Origin of the sequence: Natranaeroarchaeum aerophilus (assembly GCF_023638055.1) — an archaeon.
GTDB classification, from domain to species: Archaea; Halobacteriota; Halobacteria; order Halobacteriales; family Natronoarchaeaceae; genus Natranaeroarchaeum; species Natranaeroarchaeum aerophilum.
This window is the reverse complement of sequence record NZ_JAKRVY010000006.1, coordinates 156,480-173,248: the sequence shown is the minus strand read 5'-3', so window position 1 is coordinate 173,248 and position 16,769 is coordinate 156,480. Positions and strand designations below refer to the sequence as shown.

14 protein-coding genes are annotated in these 16,769 nt (G+C 61.9%); 7 read left to right on the top strand and 7 right to left on the bottom strand.

The features are described 5' to 3' along the window. Positions 1–43: 43 nt before the first annotated feature. Together AArcSt11_RS11790 and ppsA are read right to left on the bottom strand one after the other, a co-directional pair. Positions 44–871 carry a pantoate kinase gene (locus AArcSt11_RS11790; RefSeq protein ID WP_250597278.1) on the bottom strand — a complete coding sequence of 276 codons (828 nt, stop codon included), beginning with the start codon at positions 869–871 and terminating at the stop codon, positions 44–46. 238 nt (positions 872–1,109) lie between these two features. Next, a complete protein-coding gene (ppsA, locus tag AArcSt11_RS11785; protein WP_250597277.1) occupies positions 1,110–3,452 on the bottom strand; it encodes a phosphoenolpyruvate synthase in 2,343 nt (780 codons plus the stop codon). 145 nt (positions 3,453–3,597) lie between these two features. Between ppsA and AArcSt11_RS11780 the strand changes: the two genes are divergently transcribed. Further along, positions 3,598–4,122, top strand: a complete 525-nt coding sequence (locus AArcSt11_RS11780) for a hypothetical protein (protein ID WP_250597276.1) — start codon at positions 3,598–3,600, stop codon at positions 4,120–4,122. A gap of 19 nt (positions 4,123–4,141) precedes the next feature. On the opposite strand, the gene AArcSt11_RS11775 is transcribed toward AArcSt11_RS11780, so the two are convergent. Beyond that, complete coding sequence (locus tag AArcSt11_RS11775) at positions 4,142–5,053, bottom strand: PhzF family phenazine biosynthesis protein (RefSeq protein ID WP_250597275.1); 912 nt, start codon at positions 5,051–5,053, stop codon at positions 4,142–4,144. A 143-nt stretch (positions 5,054–5,196) separates the two neighbouring features. On the opposite strand from AArcSt11_RS11775, the gene AArcSt11_RS11770 reads away from it, so the two are divergent. Beyond that, on the top strand, positions 5,197–5,904 hold the full coding sequence (locus tag AArcSt11_RS11770) for a phosphoribosyltransferase (protein ID WP_250597274.1): 708 nt from the start codon (positions 5,197–5,199) through the stop codon (positions 5,902–5,904). Positions 5,905–6,117: 213 nt separating this feature from the next. Here AArcSt11_RS11770 and AArcSt11_RS11765 read toward each other — a convergent pair whose 3' ends face one another. The 4 genes from AArcSt11_RS11765 to AArcSt11_RS11750 all read right to left on the bottom strand — a co-directional run bounded on the left by AArcSt11_RS11765 (position 6,118) and on the right by AArcSt11_RS11750 (position 11,247). Continuing rightward, positions 6,118–7,038 (bottom strand): segregation and condensation protein A, encoded by a 921-nt coding sequence (locus AArcSt11_RS11765; RefSeq protein WP_250597273.1) that lies wholly within the window; start codon positions 7,036–7,038, stop codon positions 6,118–6,120. Beyond that, on the bottom strand, positions 7,031–10,615 hold the full coding sequence (gene smc, locus AArcSt11_RS11760) for a chromosome segregation protein SMC (RefSeq protein ID WP_250597272.1): 3,585 nt from the start codon (positions 10,613–10,615) through the stop codon (positions 7,031–7,033). Before smc ends, AArcSt11_RS11765 begins: the two co-directional genes overlap by 8 nt. A gap of 29 nt (positions 10,616–10,644) precedes the next feature. Beyond that, complete coding sequence (locus AArcSt11_RS11755; protein ID WP_250597270.1) at positions 10,645–10,953, bottom strand: DUF7518 family protein; 309 nt, start codon at positions 10,951–10,953, stop codon at positions 10,645–10,647. A 75-nt stretch (positions 10,954–11,028) separates the two neighbouring features. Then, positions 11,029–11,247 carry a hypothetical protein gene (locus tag AArcSt11_RS11750; protein ID WP_250597269.1) on the bottom strand — a complete coding sequence of 73 codons (219 nt, stop codon included), beginning with the start codon at positions 11,245–11,247 and terminating at the stop codon, positions 11,029–11,031. Positions 11,248–11,351: 104 nt separating this feature from the next. Between AArcSt11_RS11750 and AArcSt11_RS11745 the strand changes: the two genes are divergently transcribed. From AArcSt11_RS11745 to AArcSt11_RS11725, 5 genes are all read left to right on the top strand, one after another. Beyond that, a complete protein-coding gene (locus AArcSt11_RS11745) occupies positions 11,352–11,654 on the top strand; it encodes a ribbon-helix-helix protein, CopG family (protein WP_250597268.1) in 303 nt (100 codons plus the stop codon). Then, complete coding sequence (locus tag AArcSt11_RS11740) at positions 11,654–12,142, top strand: PIN domain-containing protein (protein WP_250597267.1); 489 nt, start codon at positions 11,654–11,656, stop codon at positions 12,140–12,142. Before AArcSt11_RS11745 ends, AArcSt11_RS11740 begins: the two co-directional genes overlap by 1 nt. 64 nt (positions 12,143–12,206) lie before the next feature. Then, positions 12,207–13,697 (top strand): Asp-tRNA(Asn)/Glu-tRNA(Gln) amidotransferase subunit GatB, encoded by a 1,491-nt coding sequence (gene gatB, locus AArcSt11_RS11735; RefSeq protein WP_250597266.1) that lies wholly within the window; start codon positions 12,207–12,209, stop codon positions 13,695–13,697. 104 nt (positions 13,698–13,801) lie between these two features. Further along, on the top strand, positions 13,802–14,125 hold the full coding sequence (gene ddfA / locus AArcSt11_RS11730; RefSeq protein WP_250597265.1) for a DdfA family disk-determining factor: 324 nt from the start codon (positions 13,802–13,804) through the stop codon (positions 14,123–14,125). Positions 14,126–14,239: 114 nt separating this feature from the next. Next, positions 14,240–16,759: a DNA topoisomerase I gene (locus tag AArcSt11_RS11725; RefSeq protein ID WP_250597264.1), complete on the top strand. Its 2,520-nt coding sequence runs from the start codon at positions 14,240–14,242 to the stop codon at positions 16,757–16,759. Positions 16,760–16,769: the final 10 nt, after the last annotated feature.

The window sequence follows — 16,769 nt, the reverse complement described above, 5'->3', positions numbered from 1 at the left end:
TTGAAAAGTTCACATGTCCTCACTTCCAGTTCGGCATCTGGAGTCACTGGAACACTGCGCCAGCCGGATACGTGCTACAGCTTTCCGGCTCGTAGCCCGCATCGGAGAGTCCCGATCCCAGTGCGAACACCGTTTCACCGAGCATCGCCATGGAGGCCTGACCGCCAGCGTCGCTGACATCGTCGATGACTGTGGCGACCCGTGGCGTCAGTAACTCTGCTTCCCGTGCGAACCCACGCGAGGCGTAGATGAAACTCGAAAGGGTCGGTTCCTGTACGAGCAGTGAGAGTGCCTTTTCTCCGGCGCTGTTGAGCTGCTCGCCGCGCTCGTCGAGCACCGACTCCGTCGATAGCTCGTCATAGTGCAGGTATTCTACTCGGGCGCGCGATGGAACCGCATCGAGCATGTTGTGCTGTGGGCCGCCCGGTTCGAGTCTGATCGGAATCCCGCCTTTCGCCTGGGCAACGACATCGCCGAGGCCAGTCCCCGCCTGTACTTCCGCACCGTGTGCGATAGTGATCAATTCGTTCTCCGAGAGCCCCCGATCCAGAACCCGATTGGTCGCAATCGCTGCCCCCAGCGCGAGTGCCCCCGAAACACCAAACCCAGCACCCAGCGGCAGGTCGCTTTCTGCATCGACGAGCACGTCCGCGTTCAGGGCGTCGAGGACGCGGTCGACCGATTCGACCTCGATACTGGTATCGTCGAGATACACGGCACGCTCGTCGGCCGCCCGCACGGTGACGGTCACGCCATCGGACAGTGCCAGGCCAGCGCCCTGTGACCCGGCTTTCGTCGGATCGTCGTCCTCCGAGATGGTGAAAAATCCCGTAATATGTCCCGGGACGAACACCGTCGCTTCGTCGGTCATCGACTCGACCCTCGTGAATCCGCATCGCTCATGCCCGCGGTCTTTCGTGCCGATCCCAATAAACGTACAGTTTCGACGACGGGGAACGACTCGGAACGCAACTCCTCCTCAGCTAGCTGGACACGTCCATCCGGGTGCTGATCGGCATCCTAAACGAGTTCGTCCCGATCTTGCCACTCCTGTGAATCAGCCACGACAGCACGGAAAAGCGTGGGGGCTACCGGTCGATTCGGTCAGTTCACCGGACGGAGTCGAGGAGTAGGCGCTGCTCAACCCGTTTTATTTCCCGCTGGACGTCCCGCACCGCGTCGATATTCGCACTGATCGAGGAGACGCCCGCCTTGACGAGAAACTCGACCATCTCCGGTTTCGATCCGGCCTGCCCACAGATGCTGGTGTCGACGCCGTGTTCGCGACAGGTTGCAATCGTCGACTCTATCAGCTCAAGCACTGCCGGGTGAAGTTCGTCGAACCGATCCGCGACGACCTCGTTGTTTCGGTCGACGGCAAGCGTGTACTGGGTGAGATCGTTCGTCCCGAACGAGGCGAAGTCGATCCCTTCATCCGCTATTTCCTCGATCTGAAGCGCGCTCGCAGGCGTCTCGATCATCACGCCCCAGTTACGTTTGTCCGGATCGATCCCGACCTCCGACAGCAGAGAACGAACACGACGCACGTCATCCGCATCGGTCACGAGCGGGAACATTATCTCGATGTTATCGTAGCCCATCTCGTGCAGGCGCTTTACGGCCTCAAGTTCGTGACGGAACACGTCTGGCCTGTCGAGGCTCCGCCTGATCCCCCGGTAGCCGAGCATCGGATTGTGCTCGTGGGGTTCGTCGTCCCCACCCTGTAGTTCACGGAACTCGTCGGTTGGCGCGTCGAGCGTCCGGACCCGGACGGAGCGGGGGTAAAACGCATCTGCGACCGTTCGAATCCCGTCGATCAGTTCGTCGACGTACGCGTCGGCACCGTGATCAGCAACGTAGCGCTCGGGCGTCTTGTCGAGCGACAGCACCATGTGTTCGATCCGTAGCAGTCCGACACCATCCGCACCCAGCGCGGCCGCACGTTCCGCAGCGTCCGGGACCGAGAGGTTGACTTTTACCTCGGTCGCGGTCATCGGCTTCGTCTCCGCGGGCATCGCCTCGACATCTGGGGTGGGCTCCGAACTACTCGCGCTGGTTCCACTCGTGATGGCTCCCCGCTTGCCGTCGAGAGTGACTACCTGCCCGTCATCAAGCTGGACCGTCGCACTCTGCGTTCCGACCACGGCGGGCACGCCCAGCTCCCGGGAGATGATCGCCGCATGGCTCGTCATCCCACCTTCGTCGGTGACGATCCCTGCAGCCCGTTTCATCGCAGGGACCATGTCTGGCGTCGTCATCTCGGTCACGATTACGTCGCCCTCGTTGACCCTGTCGAGTTCGTCGAGCCTGTCGACGACCCGTACCGGACCCGTGACCGTTCCCGGACTCGCACCGAGTCCGTTGATAAGCTCCTCGCCTTCACCCGTCTCCTCCGAAACCGTCCCGCTCCCATCGGTTGTACCACTGTCTGGTGTGCCAGTATCGAGTACGTCAGTAGTCGATGCGGTCACGCCCTCCCGGTCCTCTCCCTCGCCGATCGTCGTGATGGGACGGGACTGAAGCAAAAATAGCTCGCCGTCCACGATCGCCCACTCGACGTCCTGTGGGCTTCCGTAGTGGTCTTCGACGCGCTCGCCGAGGGCGACCAGTTCGTGGAGCTCCTCGTCCGAGAGGACCCGTTGCTGTCGCCGGTGTTCGGGAACGGAGCTCTCGACAGTCTCACCGGTTTCTGCGTCTCTGACGTGCATGACCTTCTTGTCCGCGACCGTCGCGGTGAGGACATCCCCGTCCGCTCGATCAATCACGTAGTTGTCCGGCGAGACGGCACCAGAGACGACGGCCTCGCCCAGTCCCCACGCCGCCTCGACGATCATTCTGGGATCCCCTGTCGAGGGGTGACTCGTAAAGAGCACACCGCTCCGATCCGCGTCCACCATTCGCTGGACAACGACTGCGATGTTTACGCTCCTGTGGTCGAACCCCTGTTTCTGCCGGTAGTAGATCGCCCGCTGTGTGAACAGCGATGCCCAGCACTCGCGGATCCGTTCGAGCAGGCCCTCCTCGCGGATATTGAGAAACGTCTCCTGTTGCCCAGCGAAACTCGCGTCCGGCAGGTCCTCTGCTGTTGCACTCGACCGGACCGCGACGAACGGCTCCGTTCGTTCACTCCCGTCACTGACTCCGATCGAACGGTACGCGTCGAGTATCTCCGTCCGTACATCCTCGGGGAACTCCGTCTCGACGATCAGCGTCTGCGCTCGCTCCGCTGCATCGGCCAGCACAGCCGAATCTTCGACATCGACGTCGACGACGGAGAACAGTTCGTCGTCGATACCCGCCTCTTCGATAAACAGCCGATACGTTCCGGCACTAACCACGAACCCCGGCGGAACGGGGAGGCCCGCTCCCGTCATCTCGCCGAGCGATGCTCCTTTACCACCGACAATATCCAGATCGTCTCCCCCTATCTCGTCCAGCCAATATACTGGCATCTGTACTCGGAGTGATTACGAGCGAAGACAATAATTTACCGGAACGATCATGATAAATACTACTCGGTAGCGAGTAGCTCTTCCACAGCCCCTGAATAGATCTTCCGACCAACGTTTATTAAGTCAGAGTGAATGGTTTCCGGCGATGCAACTGACAGAAGCGTTACGATGGACAATCTACTACCGTGGTATCGCACTCGTCTCGTTCCTTCTCGGCCTCGCGCTCGCCGTGACAGGAGTGTGGTTCGGCTTCGTAGACATCGTCATGAGTCAGCTCCCGGGCCAGTCCGGTGGGGGATCGATCGAGATTACGAACATCGTGCTCGGATCCCTGTTGATCCTGTTTGGATTCGTGGTCTGGCAGATCGGCAAGACCGCAGCGTTCTACATGACGCTTACGGAGGCCACGGAGTCGGAGATGGCCGATCGGTTCGACACCCAGACGGTCAAAAGTGAGATCCTCGACGTGCTGGACGACCGACTCGCCGACATCCACGCCGACGTCGAGACGACGCGCCAGCAGGTCGGTCGCCTCGGCGTCGACGAACACGCCGAGGCCCTGACGACTGATCTGGAGGACGAGGGCGATCCGACGCCGACCGAACCGGATACTGGCGACGAGCCGCCGACGCCCGACCAGCCGACGAACACGCCGACAGACAATCAGTAGCGGGACCGACCCGTTCCAACTACACCTCGACGATCTCGTCGTCTTCGGCCGGCGGAACCGCCAGTTCACCCTCCAGAGAAGTAACCGCGTGGCCGCCGACCCGAATCCCGTCACCCACCCGAACGCGAACTGTGCCCGGACGATCTAGCACGTGCCCTTGCTCGAACAGCATCTCCTCGGGAAGCTCGCCCCCAAAGGCGTTCATCTCTCGGAGGTAGGCTCCGGCTGCCGCGCTTGCTGTCCCCGTTACGGGATCTTCCGATATGCCCACCGGCGACGCGAACGCCCGGGCGTGCAGCGTCGAGTCGGGATCGAGCGCGTCGAACGTGAACGCGTAGATCCCGGTGGCGTCGACCGCGGCACAGAGTTCGTCGATCGCGGCGTCGTCCGGTTCGGCGTTTAGCAACGCCTGAAGATACGTGACCGGGACCATCAGGAACGGTTCACCGGTCGAGGCGACGGCGGGCGACAGTTCGACCCCCGGTTCGCTGAGCGCAATCTCGTCGATCCCGAGCGCGTCAGCCAGTCGTCCGTACTCGATCTCGACCGGCCGTACCGTCGGAGAGTCACCGCCCATCCAGACGACGCCGTCGTCGGTAACCTCGATCTCGATACTGCCGACGTTCGTCGCGAGCGTGTGGGTTCCCGGTTCGATCGCGCCAGTTTCGGTCAGGTGGGCGTGCATGGCGACAGTCGCGTGGCCGCAGAGATCGACCTCTTCTTGCGGCGTAAAGTAGCGAATTGCCCGATCCGCCTCGTCGCTCTCGCTTACGAACGCCGTTTCGCTCACCGATAGCTCCCGGGCGATGGCCTGCATCTGCTCGTCCGCGAGATCGTCTGCCTCGGTGACGACTCCCGCGGCGTTGCCGGTCAGTGGCTCCTCGGTGAACGCGTCGACCAGACTGACTTCGATCGTCTCCTCGTCGTTCATGGCAGGACACACGGGGACCACTGCATTAGTGGTGACGACCGCGGGAAAAGGGGTGGCGCTCCCGGTACGGCGAGTGGATCCGCCGGTCCGACCGCAAACCCAACTGCTTTAGAGACTGCGGTGTGACCTACCGAGTGATACCGATGTCCGACCTTCCGGACGACTTCAACTGCACGATTACCGACTGGGAGTACATTTACGGGCTCTGTCGCGAGGTCAGCGACGACATCAAGACCGCCGAGTTCGAGCCGGACGTTGTCGTCGCGCTCGCCCGTGGGGGATGGTTCGCCGGGCGATGTCTCTGTGACTTCCTTGGACTCGACGATCTGGCGAGCCTGAAGATGGAACACTACGTCGGCACCGGACAGAAAGCCGACGAGCCACAGGTCCGCTATCCGATGCCCGAGGGAAGCGTCGAGGGTAAGGACGTGTTGATCATCGACGACATCGCCGACACCGGTGGCTCGATCAAACGCGCCGAGGAGTACGTCGAGGAGCGAAACCCCGGCGAGGTCCGAACGGCGACGCTCCAGTTGCTCGGTACAAGCGAGTTCCAGCCCGACTTCGTCGGGGAGCGACTCGACGAGTGGGCGTGGATCGTCTATCCCTGGAACTTCATCGAGGATATGATCGATCTCCTCACCGGCGTGATGGAGAAAGCCGATCAGGAGACGTTCGACGAGGAGTCGTTGCGACACCATCTCGCCGCATTCCACGACGTCCAGCGCATCGAGATGGAGATCGCACAGCCCGGTCGGATGGACGAGGTGCTCACCGAGATGGAACGCCGTGAAGAGATCGAGTACGCCGGAACTACTGACGCGGGCGAGGACTGCTGGCGGCTCTCCTGAACGGGACCGTCTACCGCTCCACAGCTCACCGACGCCGCCCGTCGTCCCGCACGTACTGGAGTGCAGTGACGTAGCGGTCGAGATCGATTCTGTCTCCCGATTCTTCGAGCCGCTCACGCATTCGTTCGGGTGTCATACGATACCATACACCACGACAAAATATAACACTTTCTCTCAAATGGAATGAGTAACGAATCTGGGATCGGAGGTTCGTCAGTCCGCCACTGCCTCTTCACTGCCGGTCACCGCGTTCGGATCCCGAACCCAGAGGTCGCCGAACAGCTCGTCCTGTTCGAGCCGGACGTGCCCGCGGTTCGCCAGAAAGAGCAAGGATAAATACGTCATCACGCGGCTGCCACCCGCGGTCGAAATTTCGGCGTAGAGCACCTCCGCACGCCCCGCCTCGTACTGTTCGCGCAGCGTCGCATGGACGTCCTCGATTACCGTCTCGATGTCCTCACCGTGGGTGTTGCTGGTTACTTCCGCCTCGGTCGGCTCTTCGTCGGCCCGGAAATCATCACCCGAGTGGTAATCCAGCGTCTGGGTGCCGCGCTGGAACCCCTGTGGCGAGCCGCTGGTGTCGTACTCGCGGGATTCTTTCCACCGCGAGTTGCGCTCGGCCTCGCGCAGTTCCCGGACCAGTTCGTCCAGGGTCTCGGGATTCCCACGCGCACTCTTGCGGTCGAGCCGACGCTCCATCTCGGCTTCGAGTCCTGCAACTGGATCGATCCCGGCGGGAGCATCGGCTGGAGCCTCCTCGAAGGCGGTTTCCCATGGCTCGGGCTCCGGATCGGACTCGTCGGGCCCCGCAAGCAGCTGGTCGCCTTTCATCCGCAACAGGACGCTCGCGTAAAACAGCGCTCGTCCCGATGTCCGGAGGTCAGCTTCGTCGAGTAGATCGAGGTACTTGTCGGTGACCGCGACGATGTCGATATCCCACGGGTCGATCTCGCCGTCTTCGGCCATCCCGACGAGCAACTCGACGGGTTCGACCCCGTCCTCGTCCGTATCCGTCACGTCGTCACCGTTTCCCGTATCCCCTTCGTCGTCGACAAACTCCTCGGGCAGCGGCGATTCGCTGTCCGAGCGAGAGTCGTGACCCGTGATATCCAGCGGAATGTCCTCTTCAGTCATCCGCGCTCACCTCGGCGTCACCCTCCAGTTCGCCCAGCTGGATTCCCGTTACCGCGCTGACGTTGTCGTCCTGCATCGTAACACCAATCGCACGCTCGGAGCGGTCCAGCATCGCCGAGCGATGGGAGACGACGATGAACTGGGCGTCGCCAGCGAGTTCATCGACCATCTCGCCGACGCGCTCGGCGTTCGCGGCGTCGAGGAAGGCGTCGACCTCATCGAGCGCGTAGAACGGCGCGGGGTTGTACCGCTGGATCGCGAAAATAAAAGCGAGCGCGGTCAGTGACTTCTCACCGCCGGACATCGAATCGAGGCGCTGAATCGGCTTGTCGGCCGGTTCGGCCTTCATCGTCATGCCGCCCTCGAAGGGGTCGGCCTCGTCTTCGAGATACAGGTTACCAGTACCGTTCGAGAGGCGTCCGAAGATATCCTGAAACTCCGCGTCGATCGCCTCGTAGGCGTCCATGAACGTCGCCTTCTTTTGAGCCTCGTAGGAGTCGATCCGCTCTTCGATGCCGTCGCGCTCCTCGACGAGCGTCTCCTTGCCCTCAGTTAGCTCGTCGAGTTCGGCCTCGACGTCGTCGTACTCTTCGATTGCCAGCATATTGACCGGCTCCAGCTCCTCCATCTCCGATTCGAGGCGCTCGACGGTCTCGGTCACCTCGTCATGGTCAGGGATCTCCTCGGGGTCGTACTCGCCGACCGCGCTTTCGAGTTCGTCGATCTCCCAGTCCAGACGCTCTGCTGTCTCGCGCTTCCCGGAGAGCTTGCTCTCGACACGACTCACGTCATCTGCTCGCTCGTCGCGGGCGGATTTGGCCTCACGAAGCTCCGCTTTGAGCGCCTCGCGCTCGTCTTTGAGTTCGGCCAGTTCGTCTTCGAGATCGAGGACCTCCTGGCGCTTTTCTTCGAGCTCCGCTTCTTTTTCCTCGATCCGTTCTTCGTACTCCGCGATCTCTTCTTCGCACTCTGCTTTGCGGTTCTGTGCCGATTCGACGGTCTCCTGAAGCTCCTCGATGGCGTCCTCGGCGTAGCCCTTTTCGAGCTGGTACTCGTTGAGATCGGCATCGAGGTCGTCCTGCTGGTCTTCGAGGTCGTCGATCTCGCCCTCGATCTCCTCGATTTCCGCCGTGAGTTCCGGGATCCGCGAGTCCGCGAGTTCGGACTCTAGCTCGTCGATATCGGCGTCGATGTCGGCAAGTGTCGACTCCTTGCTGTCGATCTCCTCGTCCAGTTCGGTCATCCGACCGTCGACGTCCTCGCGTTCGTCGCGGAGTTCCTCGAGTCGATCCTCCTTGCGCTCGATCTCCGTACGGATCTCCTCGATATCGCCCTCCGTGGACTCGATCTTCGACTCGATCGACTGTACCTGCTCTGCGGCTTTCGTCTGCCGGTCGCGCGCGTCGTCGAGGCGTTCCTCGACCGACTGGAGGTCCTCCTTGAGCGAAGCGCGTTCGTCTTGCAACTCGTTTATCTCCTCTGCGACCCGTTCGAGCTGTCCCTTCCCGCTCTTCGAGAAGGAGTATCGCGACCCGCTCGTCGAGCCGCCGGTCATCGCGCCGCTTTTTTCGACCAGTTCGCCCGACAGTGTCACCATGCGGTAGTCGCCCATGTACTGCCGGGCGGTCTCGATGTCCTCGACGACGAGCGTGTCCCCGAGCACGTACGAGAAGATCCCCGCGTACGAGGAGTCGAAATTGACGAGGTTGTACGCGAAGTCGACGACGCCGGGATCCGAGGGCTTCGAGGGGAGGCTCCGGCTGTGCATCTCGGTCATCGGCAGGAAGGTAGCCCGCCCGGCGTTGCGGGATTTCAGGTAGTCGATACAGTCCTGGCCGACGCCGTCGTCGTCGACGACCACGTTCGCCAGTCGCCCGCCTGCGGCGGTTTCACAGGCCGTCGCATACTCCTTTGGAACTCCGCCGAGCTGTCCGACGGTCCCGTGGACCCCATCGAGATTCCCGTTGAGAATCGTCGAGACGGCTCGGCCGTAGGATGAGTCCCCACTCTCGTCGGCGCGAGCGTCCAGTTCCGCGTACTCCTGTTGTTTGGCCTGGATCTTCTCGTCGAGTTCGGAGAGTTGCTCCTGGGTCGAACGCTTCTCGCGTCGCAGGTCGTCGACGACCTCCTGGATGTTCTCGCGGTTGGCGGTCGCTTTCTGCAACTCGGCGTCCAGATCTCCGATCTGGGATTCGAGCTCCGGAATTCGCTCTTCGGCGTCGTCGAGTTCGCGTTCGAGATCGGAAATCTCGTTCGAGCGTCGACGCGCCTCATCGAGCAGGCGATCCTTCTCGCGCTGGAGGTCGTTTCGCTCCTCCTTGATCGACTCGCGGTCCGCCTTCCGCTCGGCCAGTTGCTCCTTTAGCTCGTCGAACTCGGTGTCGATCGCGTCGATCTCGGCCTCGACCTCCGCGAGTTCGGACTCCTTGCTCTGGATATCCGCGGCGATCGAGGACTTCCGGACTTTCGTCTCGCGGATCTCGGCTTCGAGATCGTCGATCTCCTCCTGTTTGCGATCGATCTTGACAAAGGCCTCGCGCCGACGGTTTTCCGCCTCGTCGCGTTGTTCCTCGGTCGCCTCGATCTTGTCCTCCAGACGGGCGATATCGCCTTTGATCCCCTCGATTTCGCTTTTGATCTCCAGCTGTTCGTCCTCGCCTTTGCGCTGGATCTCTGCGTTCAGGTCTTCGAGGTCTTCTTCGAGACGGACGACCCGTCCCTGCCGTTCGTCGAGTTCTCGTTCGAGTTCATCGAGTTCGTCCTCTAGCTCCTCGATATCGTCTTCGACGCCATCCAGATCCGCGCGTTTGTCCTCCAGTTCGGCGGCCTTGAGATACCCCTCGTACTCCTCCTTTTCTTCGCGGAGGGACTGGTACTCAAGGGCAGTTTCTCGCTCGTCGCTCAGCTGTTCGAGGCGCGCTTCCTTCTCGTCGATCCGAAGCTGTATCTCGTCGATCTGCTCTTTGACGGCCTCCAGTTCCTCGAAGGCGTCTTCCTTTTTTGCATCGAACTCGGCGACGCCCGCGATCTGGTCGATGATCTCGCGGCGCTGGTGGGGCGTCATGTTGATGATCTCGGTCACGTCGCCCTGCATGACGACGTTGTACCCCTCCGGCGTGACGCCCGCCTGTGCGAGCAGATCCTGAATGTCCGAGAGATTGACCGAGCGTCCGTTCAGGTAGTAATAGGAGTAGTAGTTGTCCTCGGTCTCTTTGACACGGCGGCGGATGGTGATCTCCTCGATATCGCCGACATCCTCCGAGCCCGCGGCGTTTACCACCTGCCCCCGGTCGAGTGTTCCGTCGGCGTTGTCCAGCACGACCTCGACGCTGGCCTCTTTCGGTCCCGCAGCGGCGTCGCCGTCGTCGTATCCGGGGTTGTAGATGAGGTCGGTCAGTTTCTGTGCGCGGATACCGCGTGCACGGGCCAGTCCGAGCGCGAATAGCACGGCGTCGATGATGTTGGATTTTCCGCTGCCGTTCGGCCCGCTAACGGTCGTAAAGTCCTGATAGAAGGGGATCCGCGTCTTTCGTCCGAAGCTCTTGAAGTTGTCAAGAACGATCTCTTTGATATGCATGGTGAGTGACGCGGACGTGACGGTCCGAGTCAGGCGACGATGATGTCGTCGCCCAGCCCGGAGTCGTCCGGTTCGTCCTCAGCGTTGTCCTCATCCGTCTTATCGGCTTCGGCTGCGGCCTCCTGTACGTCCTCGGGCGCGGCTTCCCCCTCGGGTTCTGCTGGCATGCTCTCCTCCGACCCCGTGGAGCCAACCGTTGCGGCCGGTTCGGGATCGACTTCGTTCTCCAGCATTCGGACGCGCTCTTTGGTTTCGACGAGCTCCTCGGTCAGGCCACGGATCGTCGACTCCAGTTCCGACACCGTCGCTTCGAGTTCTTCGACGCGGTCGTTCGACATATCTATGACACGTACGCTCTGGCCTCATAAATCCGCGTCAGACAATGTATAACTTTCTGATGTGATTCTATCGCGCTACCAGCCGTCAGCGTTGTGCTTTGCCGAGCCGTAGCCGATCATGATCCCGCCGGTGAACACGAACAGGACGATCCAGAGCGCGTGATCGAGCGTGACGTCCTCGGCGAAGTACAGCACGAGCGAAAAAAAGCCGATACCGAACAGTAGCAGACCAAGCGACTGGAGCTGTACTGGTGACAGTCCGAAGGGGATGTCGGTCGGATTGGAGTCGGACATATTGGTAGGGATCCATCGGTGGTGGAAATATGTTGTGGATCGGCCGACCCGCTGTGAACGAGGGAGCAACTATTTGAATGTGTGGGTACAACGTACATACATCCATGGGGACAAGACGAGTGAACTTCCGGCTGCCGGAAAGTCTGGTCCAGAAAGCGGATGTCGCAGCCGAGATCACCCATAAAAACCGAACGGAGATACTCAAAGAGGCACTGCACGAATATCTGGAATCGGTAGAGGATGACGACCGGTTCAGGGAAGCAGTCGTTGATCTGTATCTCGACGGACGGATCGACTTCGAAGTCCTCGATGAGTTCGTCAGTCGACAGGACGCCGAAGCGATCCGTGCCTCGAAGCAGCTGCTCGAGAGCGGTGAAGAGATGGCCGACGATCTGGCAGGACTCTGATGATCGTCGCGGATACCAGTGCGCTTGTTACCATCGCCAGTATCGATTTGCTCGACGTCTTCCTCTCGGAGTTCGAGGTACACACCACGGAAACGGTCATCCAGGAGCTCGGAAACACGGCGGAGTACGACGACGTTCACGGCGAAGCAGCACGCACTGTGATCGAGAACCGATCGTCGATCGAGCGACACCCGACCGACTGTTCGACGGTGCAATCCTCCCGTATCGACGAGGGGGAAGCGACTACCGCCCGTCTCGCGAACGATCTATCGGCGGATTTCCTCATCACTGATGATCTGCGAGCACTGCCCGAACTCCAGTCCGTCGTCGACGGGCAGGTGGCCATCTCCCCGATAGTCCTGAAAGCACTCGTACAGCGCGATGTCCTGCCTCGCGAAACGGCACTCGAAAAACTCGATCGCGCTGCAGAAACTCGCGACTGGCTGGAATCGCCGATATACCGCAGAGCCAGGACGCTCTTCGATTGAGCCGGTATGTGCGGTCGTTTCGGTGTCGTTAGCCTTTAGCAGTCGGACCCCGAAGCGACTCACAATGACCGCGCAGGCGACCCAGCAGGACGCCGACCTCACCGTCGTGATCGGACTGGAGGTCCACGTCCAGTTAGAGACCGAGACGAAGATCTTCTGTGGCTGTTCGACCGACGCCGACGAGTCCGGGCCGAACACGAACACCTGTCCCGTCTGTCTGGGACTGCCCGGCGCGTTACCCGTACTGAACGAGGGGGCGGTCGAGGCCGCCGTCAAGGTCGGCAAGGCGCTGGACTCGGAGATCCCCGAGGAGACCCGCTTTCACCGGAAGAACTACTTCTATCCTGACCTGCCGAAGAACTTCCAGATCACCCAGTACGACGAGCCGATCTGTCAGGGCGGGGCGCTGGAAGTCAGTGTCGAGGGCGACCGCCGCGCCATCGGCATCGAGCGCGCCCATCTCGAAGAGGACCCCGGTAGCCTCCAGCACGTCGGCGGCTCGATCGACACGGCCGACTACACGCTGGTTAACTACAACCGCGCGGGCGTCCCGCTGCTCGAAATCGTCACGAGACCGGACTTCCGCAGTCCCGACGAAGTACGGGCATTCCTCGCGAAGATGGAGGAGGTCCTGGAGTATCTGGGCGTCTTCGACAGCACGCGCGATGGCAGCCTGCGCGTCGACGCCAACATCTCGCTGATCGAGGCTGACGAGCGTGACGGCGACGGCGAACTCAGCGACGAGGCGCTTGCTGCGGCCAACCGTACCGAGGTCAAGAACATCTCCAGTCACAAAGGGGCCGAAAAGGCGCTGGCCTACGAGGTCACGCGCCAGCGCAACGCGATCCAGCGCGGCCGCGGCGTCGAACAGGAGACCCGCCACTGGGACGAGTCCAAGGGGATCACCGTCTCGATGCGCTCGAAAGAGGAAGAAAAGGACTACCGCTACTTCGAGGAGGCGGATCTGCCCCCGCTGCAGGTCGCCGACTGGAAAGAGCGCATTGAGATCCCCGAACTCCCTGCTGCCCGCCGCGAACGGTTCCGTGAGGAGTACGGGCTCGGTGAGGAAGCCGCGAGCAAACTCACCTCGACGAAACAGGTTGCTGACTTCTACGAGGACGTCGCCGAGGCGTTCGACCCGGACCTCGCCGCCACGTGGGTCGCGGACAACCTGCTGGGCGAACTCAACTACCGGGATATGGCCATCACGGACGTCGCTGATCGCCTCGACGAGTTCATGCGGCTGGTCGAACTCGTCGACACCGGGGAGATAACGGTCAAAAACGCCGAGGAGCTCGTGCTCCGGGAGATGCTCGACGAGGGCGAGGATCCGGAGACCGTCGTCGAACGCGAAGGGCTGGAAAAGACCGCCGGCGATGCCGTCGCGTCGGCTGTCGCGGACGCTATCGACGAGAACCCCGACGCAGTCGAGGACTACCACGACGGGCAGGACGACGCGCTAAACTTCCTCGTCGGACAGGTGATGGCCGCGACCGGCGGAAGCGCGGATCCGGGAACGGTTAACCAGCTACTCCGCGAGCAGCTGGCGGACTAGAAACGTCCGGCACGCCGAGATGTGTATTCTTGAAGCCCAGCACACATGTCTGCAGAAAATAATGAGGGGAGAGGTTTCAAGTTGATAGGTGTCGGAGGGTGAGTATGGACAAAGAGAGTTTTCACGACCTGTCTACGGAGTCCAGTGCGACACTGGATGGGACGTCGCTCGCAGCCGAGGGGCCGAAAGCCATTTTCGAACCGGACGGTAGTGGATCGACCGCTGAAGCGGTCGTTTCGCTCGTCGCGGAAACCGGTGACCGCGATCCGCTCGATCTACCCCCACTCTACGATGCAGTCGATCCCGAAGCGCTCGACAGACTCTGTGCACGAACCAGTGACTCCGAACTGCGAGTCTCCTTCGAATATGCGGGCTATACGGTCCTCGTCGAGGGGACAGGGATCGTCCATCTGCTCGACGAAGAGTAGTCCCCCATTCGGCGAAGCCCGGCGTTCTCTTGTGGTTCCCGACCCCGAAAGCTTTACCAGCGGTCTGGCTCTACTGCTGACAACGACCGACACATACTGTCGGGGGTGGTTTGCTTGGAACTGATCATTACCGAAAAGGACAACGCAGCGCGTCGAATCGCCGATATCCTCAGCGGGGGCTCCGCCTCGTCGTCACGCCAGAACGGCGTCAACGTATACAAATGGGGTGGCAAGCGGTGTATCGGCCTCTCCGGTCACGTCGTCGGGGTCGACTTCCCCGAGGAGTACAGCGACTGGCGCGACGTCGAGCCCGTCGAATTGATCGACGCCGAGGTCGAGAAACGACCGACACAGGAGTCGATCGTCGCCTCGTTGCGTTCGCTCGCACGGCAGGCCGACCGCGTCACGATCGCCACTGACTACGATCGCGAGGGCGAGCTAATCGGCAAGGAGGCCTACGAACTCGTCCGCGAGGTCAACGACTCCGTGCCGATCGACCGCGTGCGATTTTCTTCGATCACGGACAACGAGGTGCAAAACGCCTTTTCCGAGCCCGAAGAGCTCGATTTCGATCTGGCTGCAGCGGGCGAGGCCCGGCAGGTCATCGACCTGATGTGGGGGGCGGCGCTCACCCGTTTTCTCTCGCTGTCGGCCCGCCAGCTCGGCCAGGACTTCATCTCGGTCGGCCGCGTCCAGTCGCCGACCCTGAAGTTGATCGTCGACCGGGAACGCGAGATTCAGGCGTTCGATCCCGACACCTACTGGGAGATCTTCGCCGACCTCGACAAGGACGGCTCGGCCTTCGAGTCCCAGTACTTCTATCGCGACGAGGACGGCAACGAGGCCGAACGCGTCTGGGACGAGCCGGTCGCCGAGGCGATCTACGATCGAATCGCCCGAGAAGACGGGCAGGTTACGGTCGACAGCGTCTCCCGGCGAACCCGTACCGACACGCCGCCCGCACCGTTCGATACGACACAGTACATTCGCGCCGCGGGCTCGCTTGGCTACTCCGCACAGCGGGCGATGAGCATCGCCGAGGATCTCTACACCGCGGGCTACATGACCTACCCGCGAACCGACAACACGGTCTACCCCGACGACCTCGAGCCCGAGGACCTGCTCGATTCCTTCGTCGGCCACCACACGTTCGGCGAGGACGCCGAATCACTGCTCGACCTCGACGGACTGGAGCCGACCGAGGGCGACGAGGAGACCACCGACCACCCGCCGATCCACCCGACCGACGAACTCCCGAAACGAGCCGACCTTTCCGAGGACGAATGGGAGATCTACGAACTCGTCGTCCGTCGATTTTTCGCGACCCTCGCCGAGGACGCCACGTGGGAGCACCTGAAAGTCGTCTCCGAGCTTGCCGGGGCGGTCGACGTCGAGCTCCCACACGAAACGGAGGCAGTGACGTTCAAGGCCAACGGCAAGCGGCTGCTCGAAGCGGGCTATCACGACGTCTACCCGTACTTCAGCACGAACGAGAACTACGTCCCCGACGTCGACGAGGGCGAACAGCTGTCGATCGTCGATAATCGTATCGAGGAAAAGGAGACCCAGCCCCCGCGGCGATACGGCCAGTCGCGACTCATCGAGACCATGCAGGGGCTTGGGGTCGGTACGAAGTCGACCCGCCACCACACGATCGAAAAACTGTACGATCGCGGCTATATCGAGAACGACCCGCCGCGACCGACACAGCTCGCGATGGCGGTCGTCGAGGCTGCCGAGGAGTACGCCGACCGCGTCGTCAGCGAGGAGATGACGAGCGAACTCGAAGCCGACATGACCGCCATTGCGGAGGGCGGGGCGACGCTCGACGACGTCACTGCCGAATCCCGCGAGATGCTCGAACGCGTTTTCGAGGATCTCACTGACTCGCGCGAGGAGATCGGTGACCACCTCCAGAAGTCACTCAAGGCCGACAAGCGACTCGGCCCCTGCCCGGAGTGTGGCGAGGACCTGCTCTTGCGCCGGAGCCGCGGCGGCTCCTCATTCATCGGGTGTGACGGCTATCCCGAGTGTGAGTACACGCTCCCGCTGCCGAGCACGGGCAAGCCGCTCATCCTCGAAGAGGTCTGTGAGGACCACGGCCTGAACCACGTCAAGATGCTCGCGGGGCGCAGCACGTTCGTCCACGGCTGTCCACAGTGCAAAGCCGACGATGCGGGCGAGGGACCAGTGATCGGGGCGTGTCCCGAGTGTGGCGACGAACACGACGGTGAACTCGTCATCAAGCAGTTGCGAAACGGCTCCCGACTCGTCGGCTGTAACCGATATCCCGACTGTGACTACTCGCTGCCGCTCCCCCGGCGCGGCGAGATCGAGGTCACCGACGAGCGCTGTGACGAACACGATCTTCCGGAGCTGCTCGTCCACAACGACGACGAGCCGTGGGAGCTGGGCTGTCCGATCTGTAACTACCGGGAATATCAGGCCCGCGAGAGCGACTCCGGGACGGATCTGGAAGCACTTGAGGGGCTGGGATCGAAGACCGCCGAGAAGCTCGCCGCGGCGGGCATCGAGAGCATCGACGACCTGACCGGCGCGCCAGCGGACGACGTGGCTGGTGAGGTCGACGGCGTCAGTGCGGACCGGATCCGGAAATGGCAGGCCGAAGCCTGACGAGTGTCGA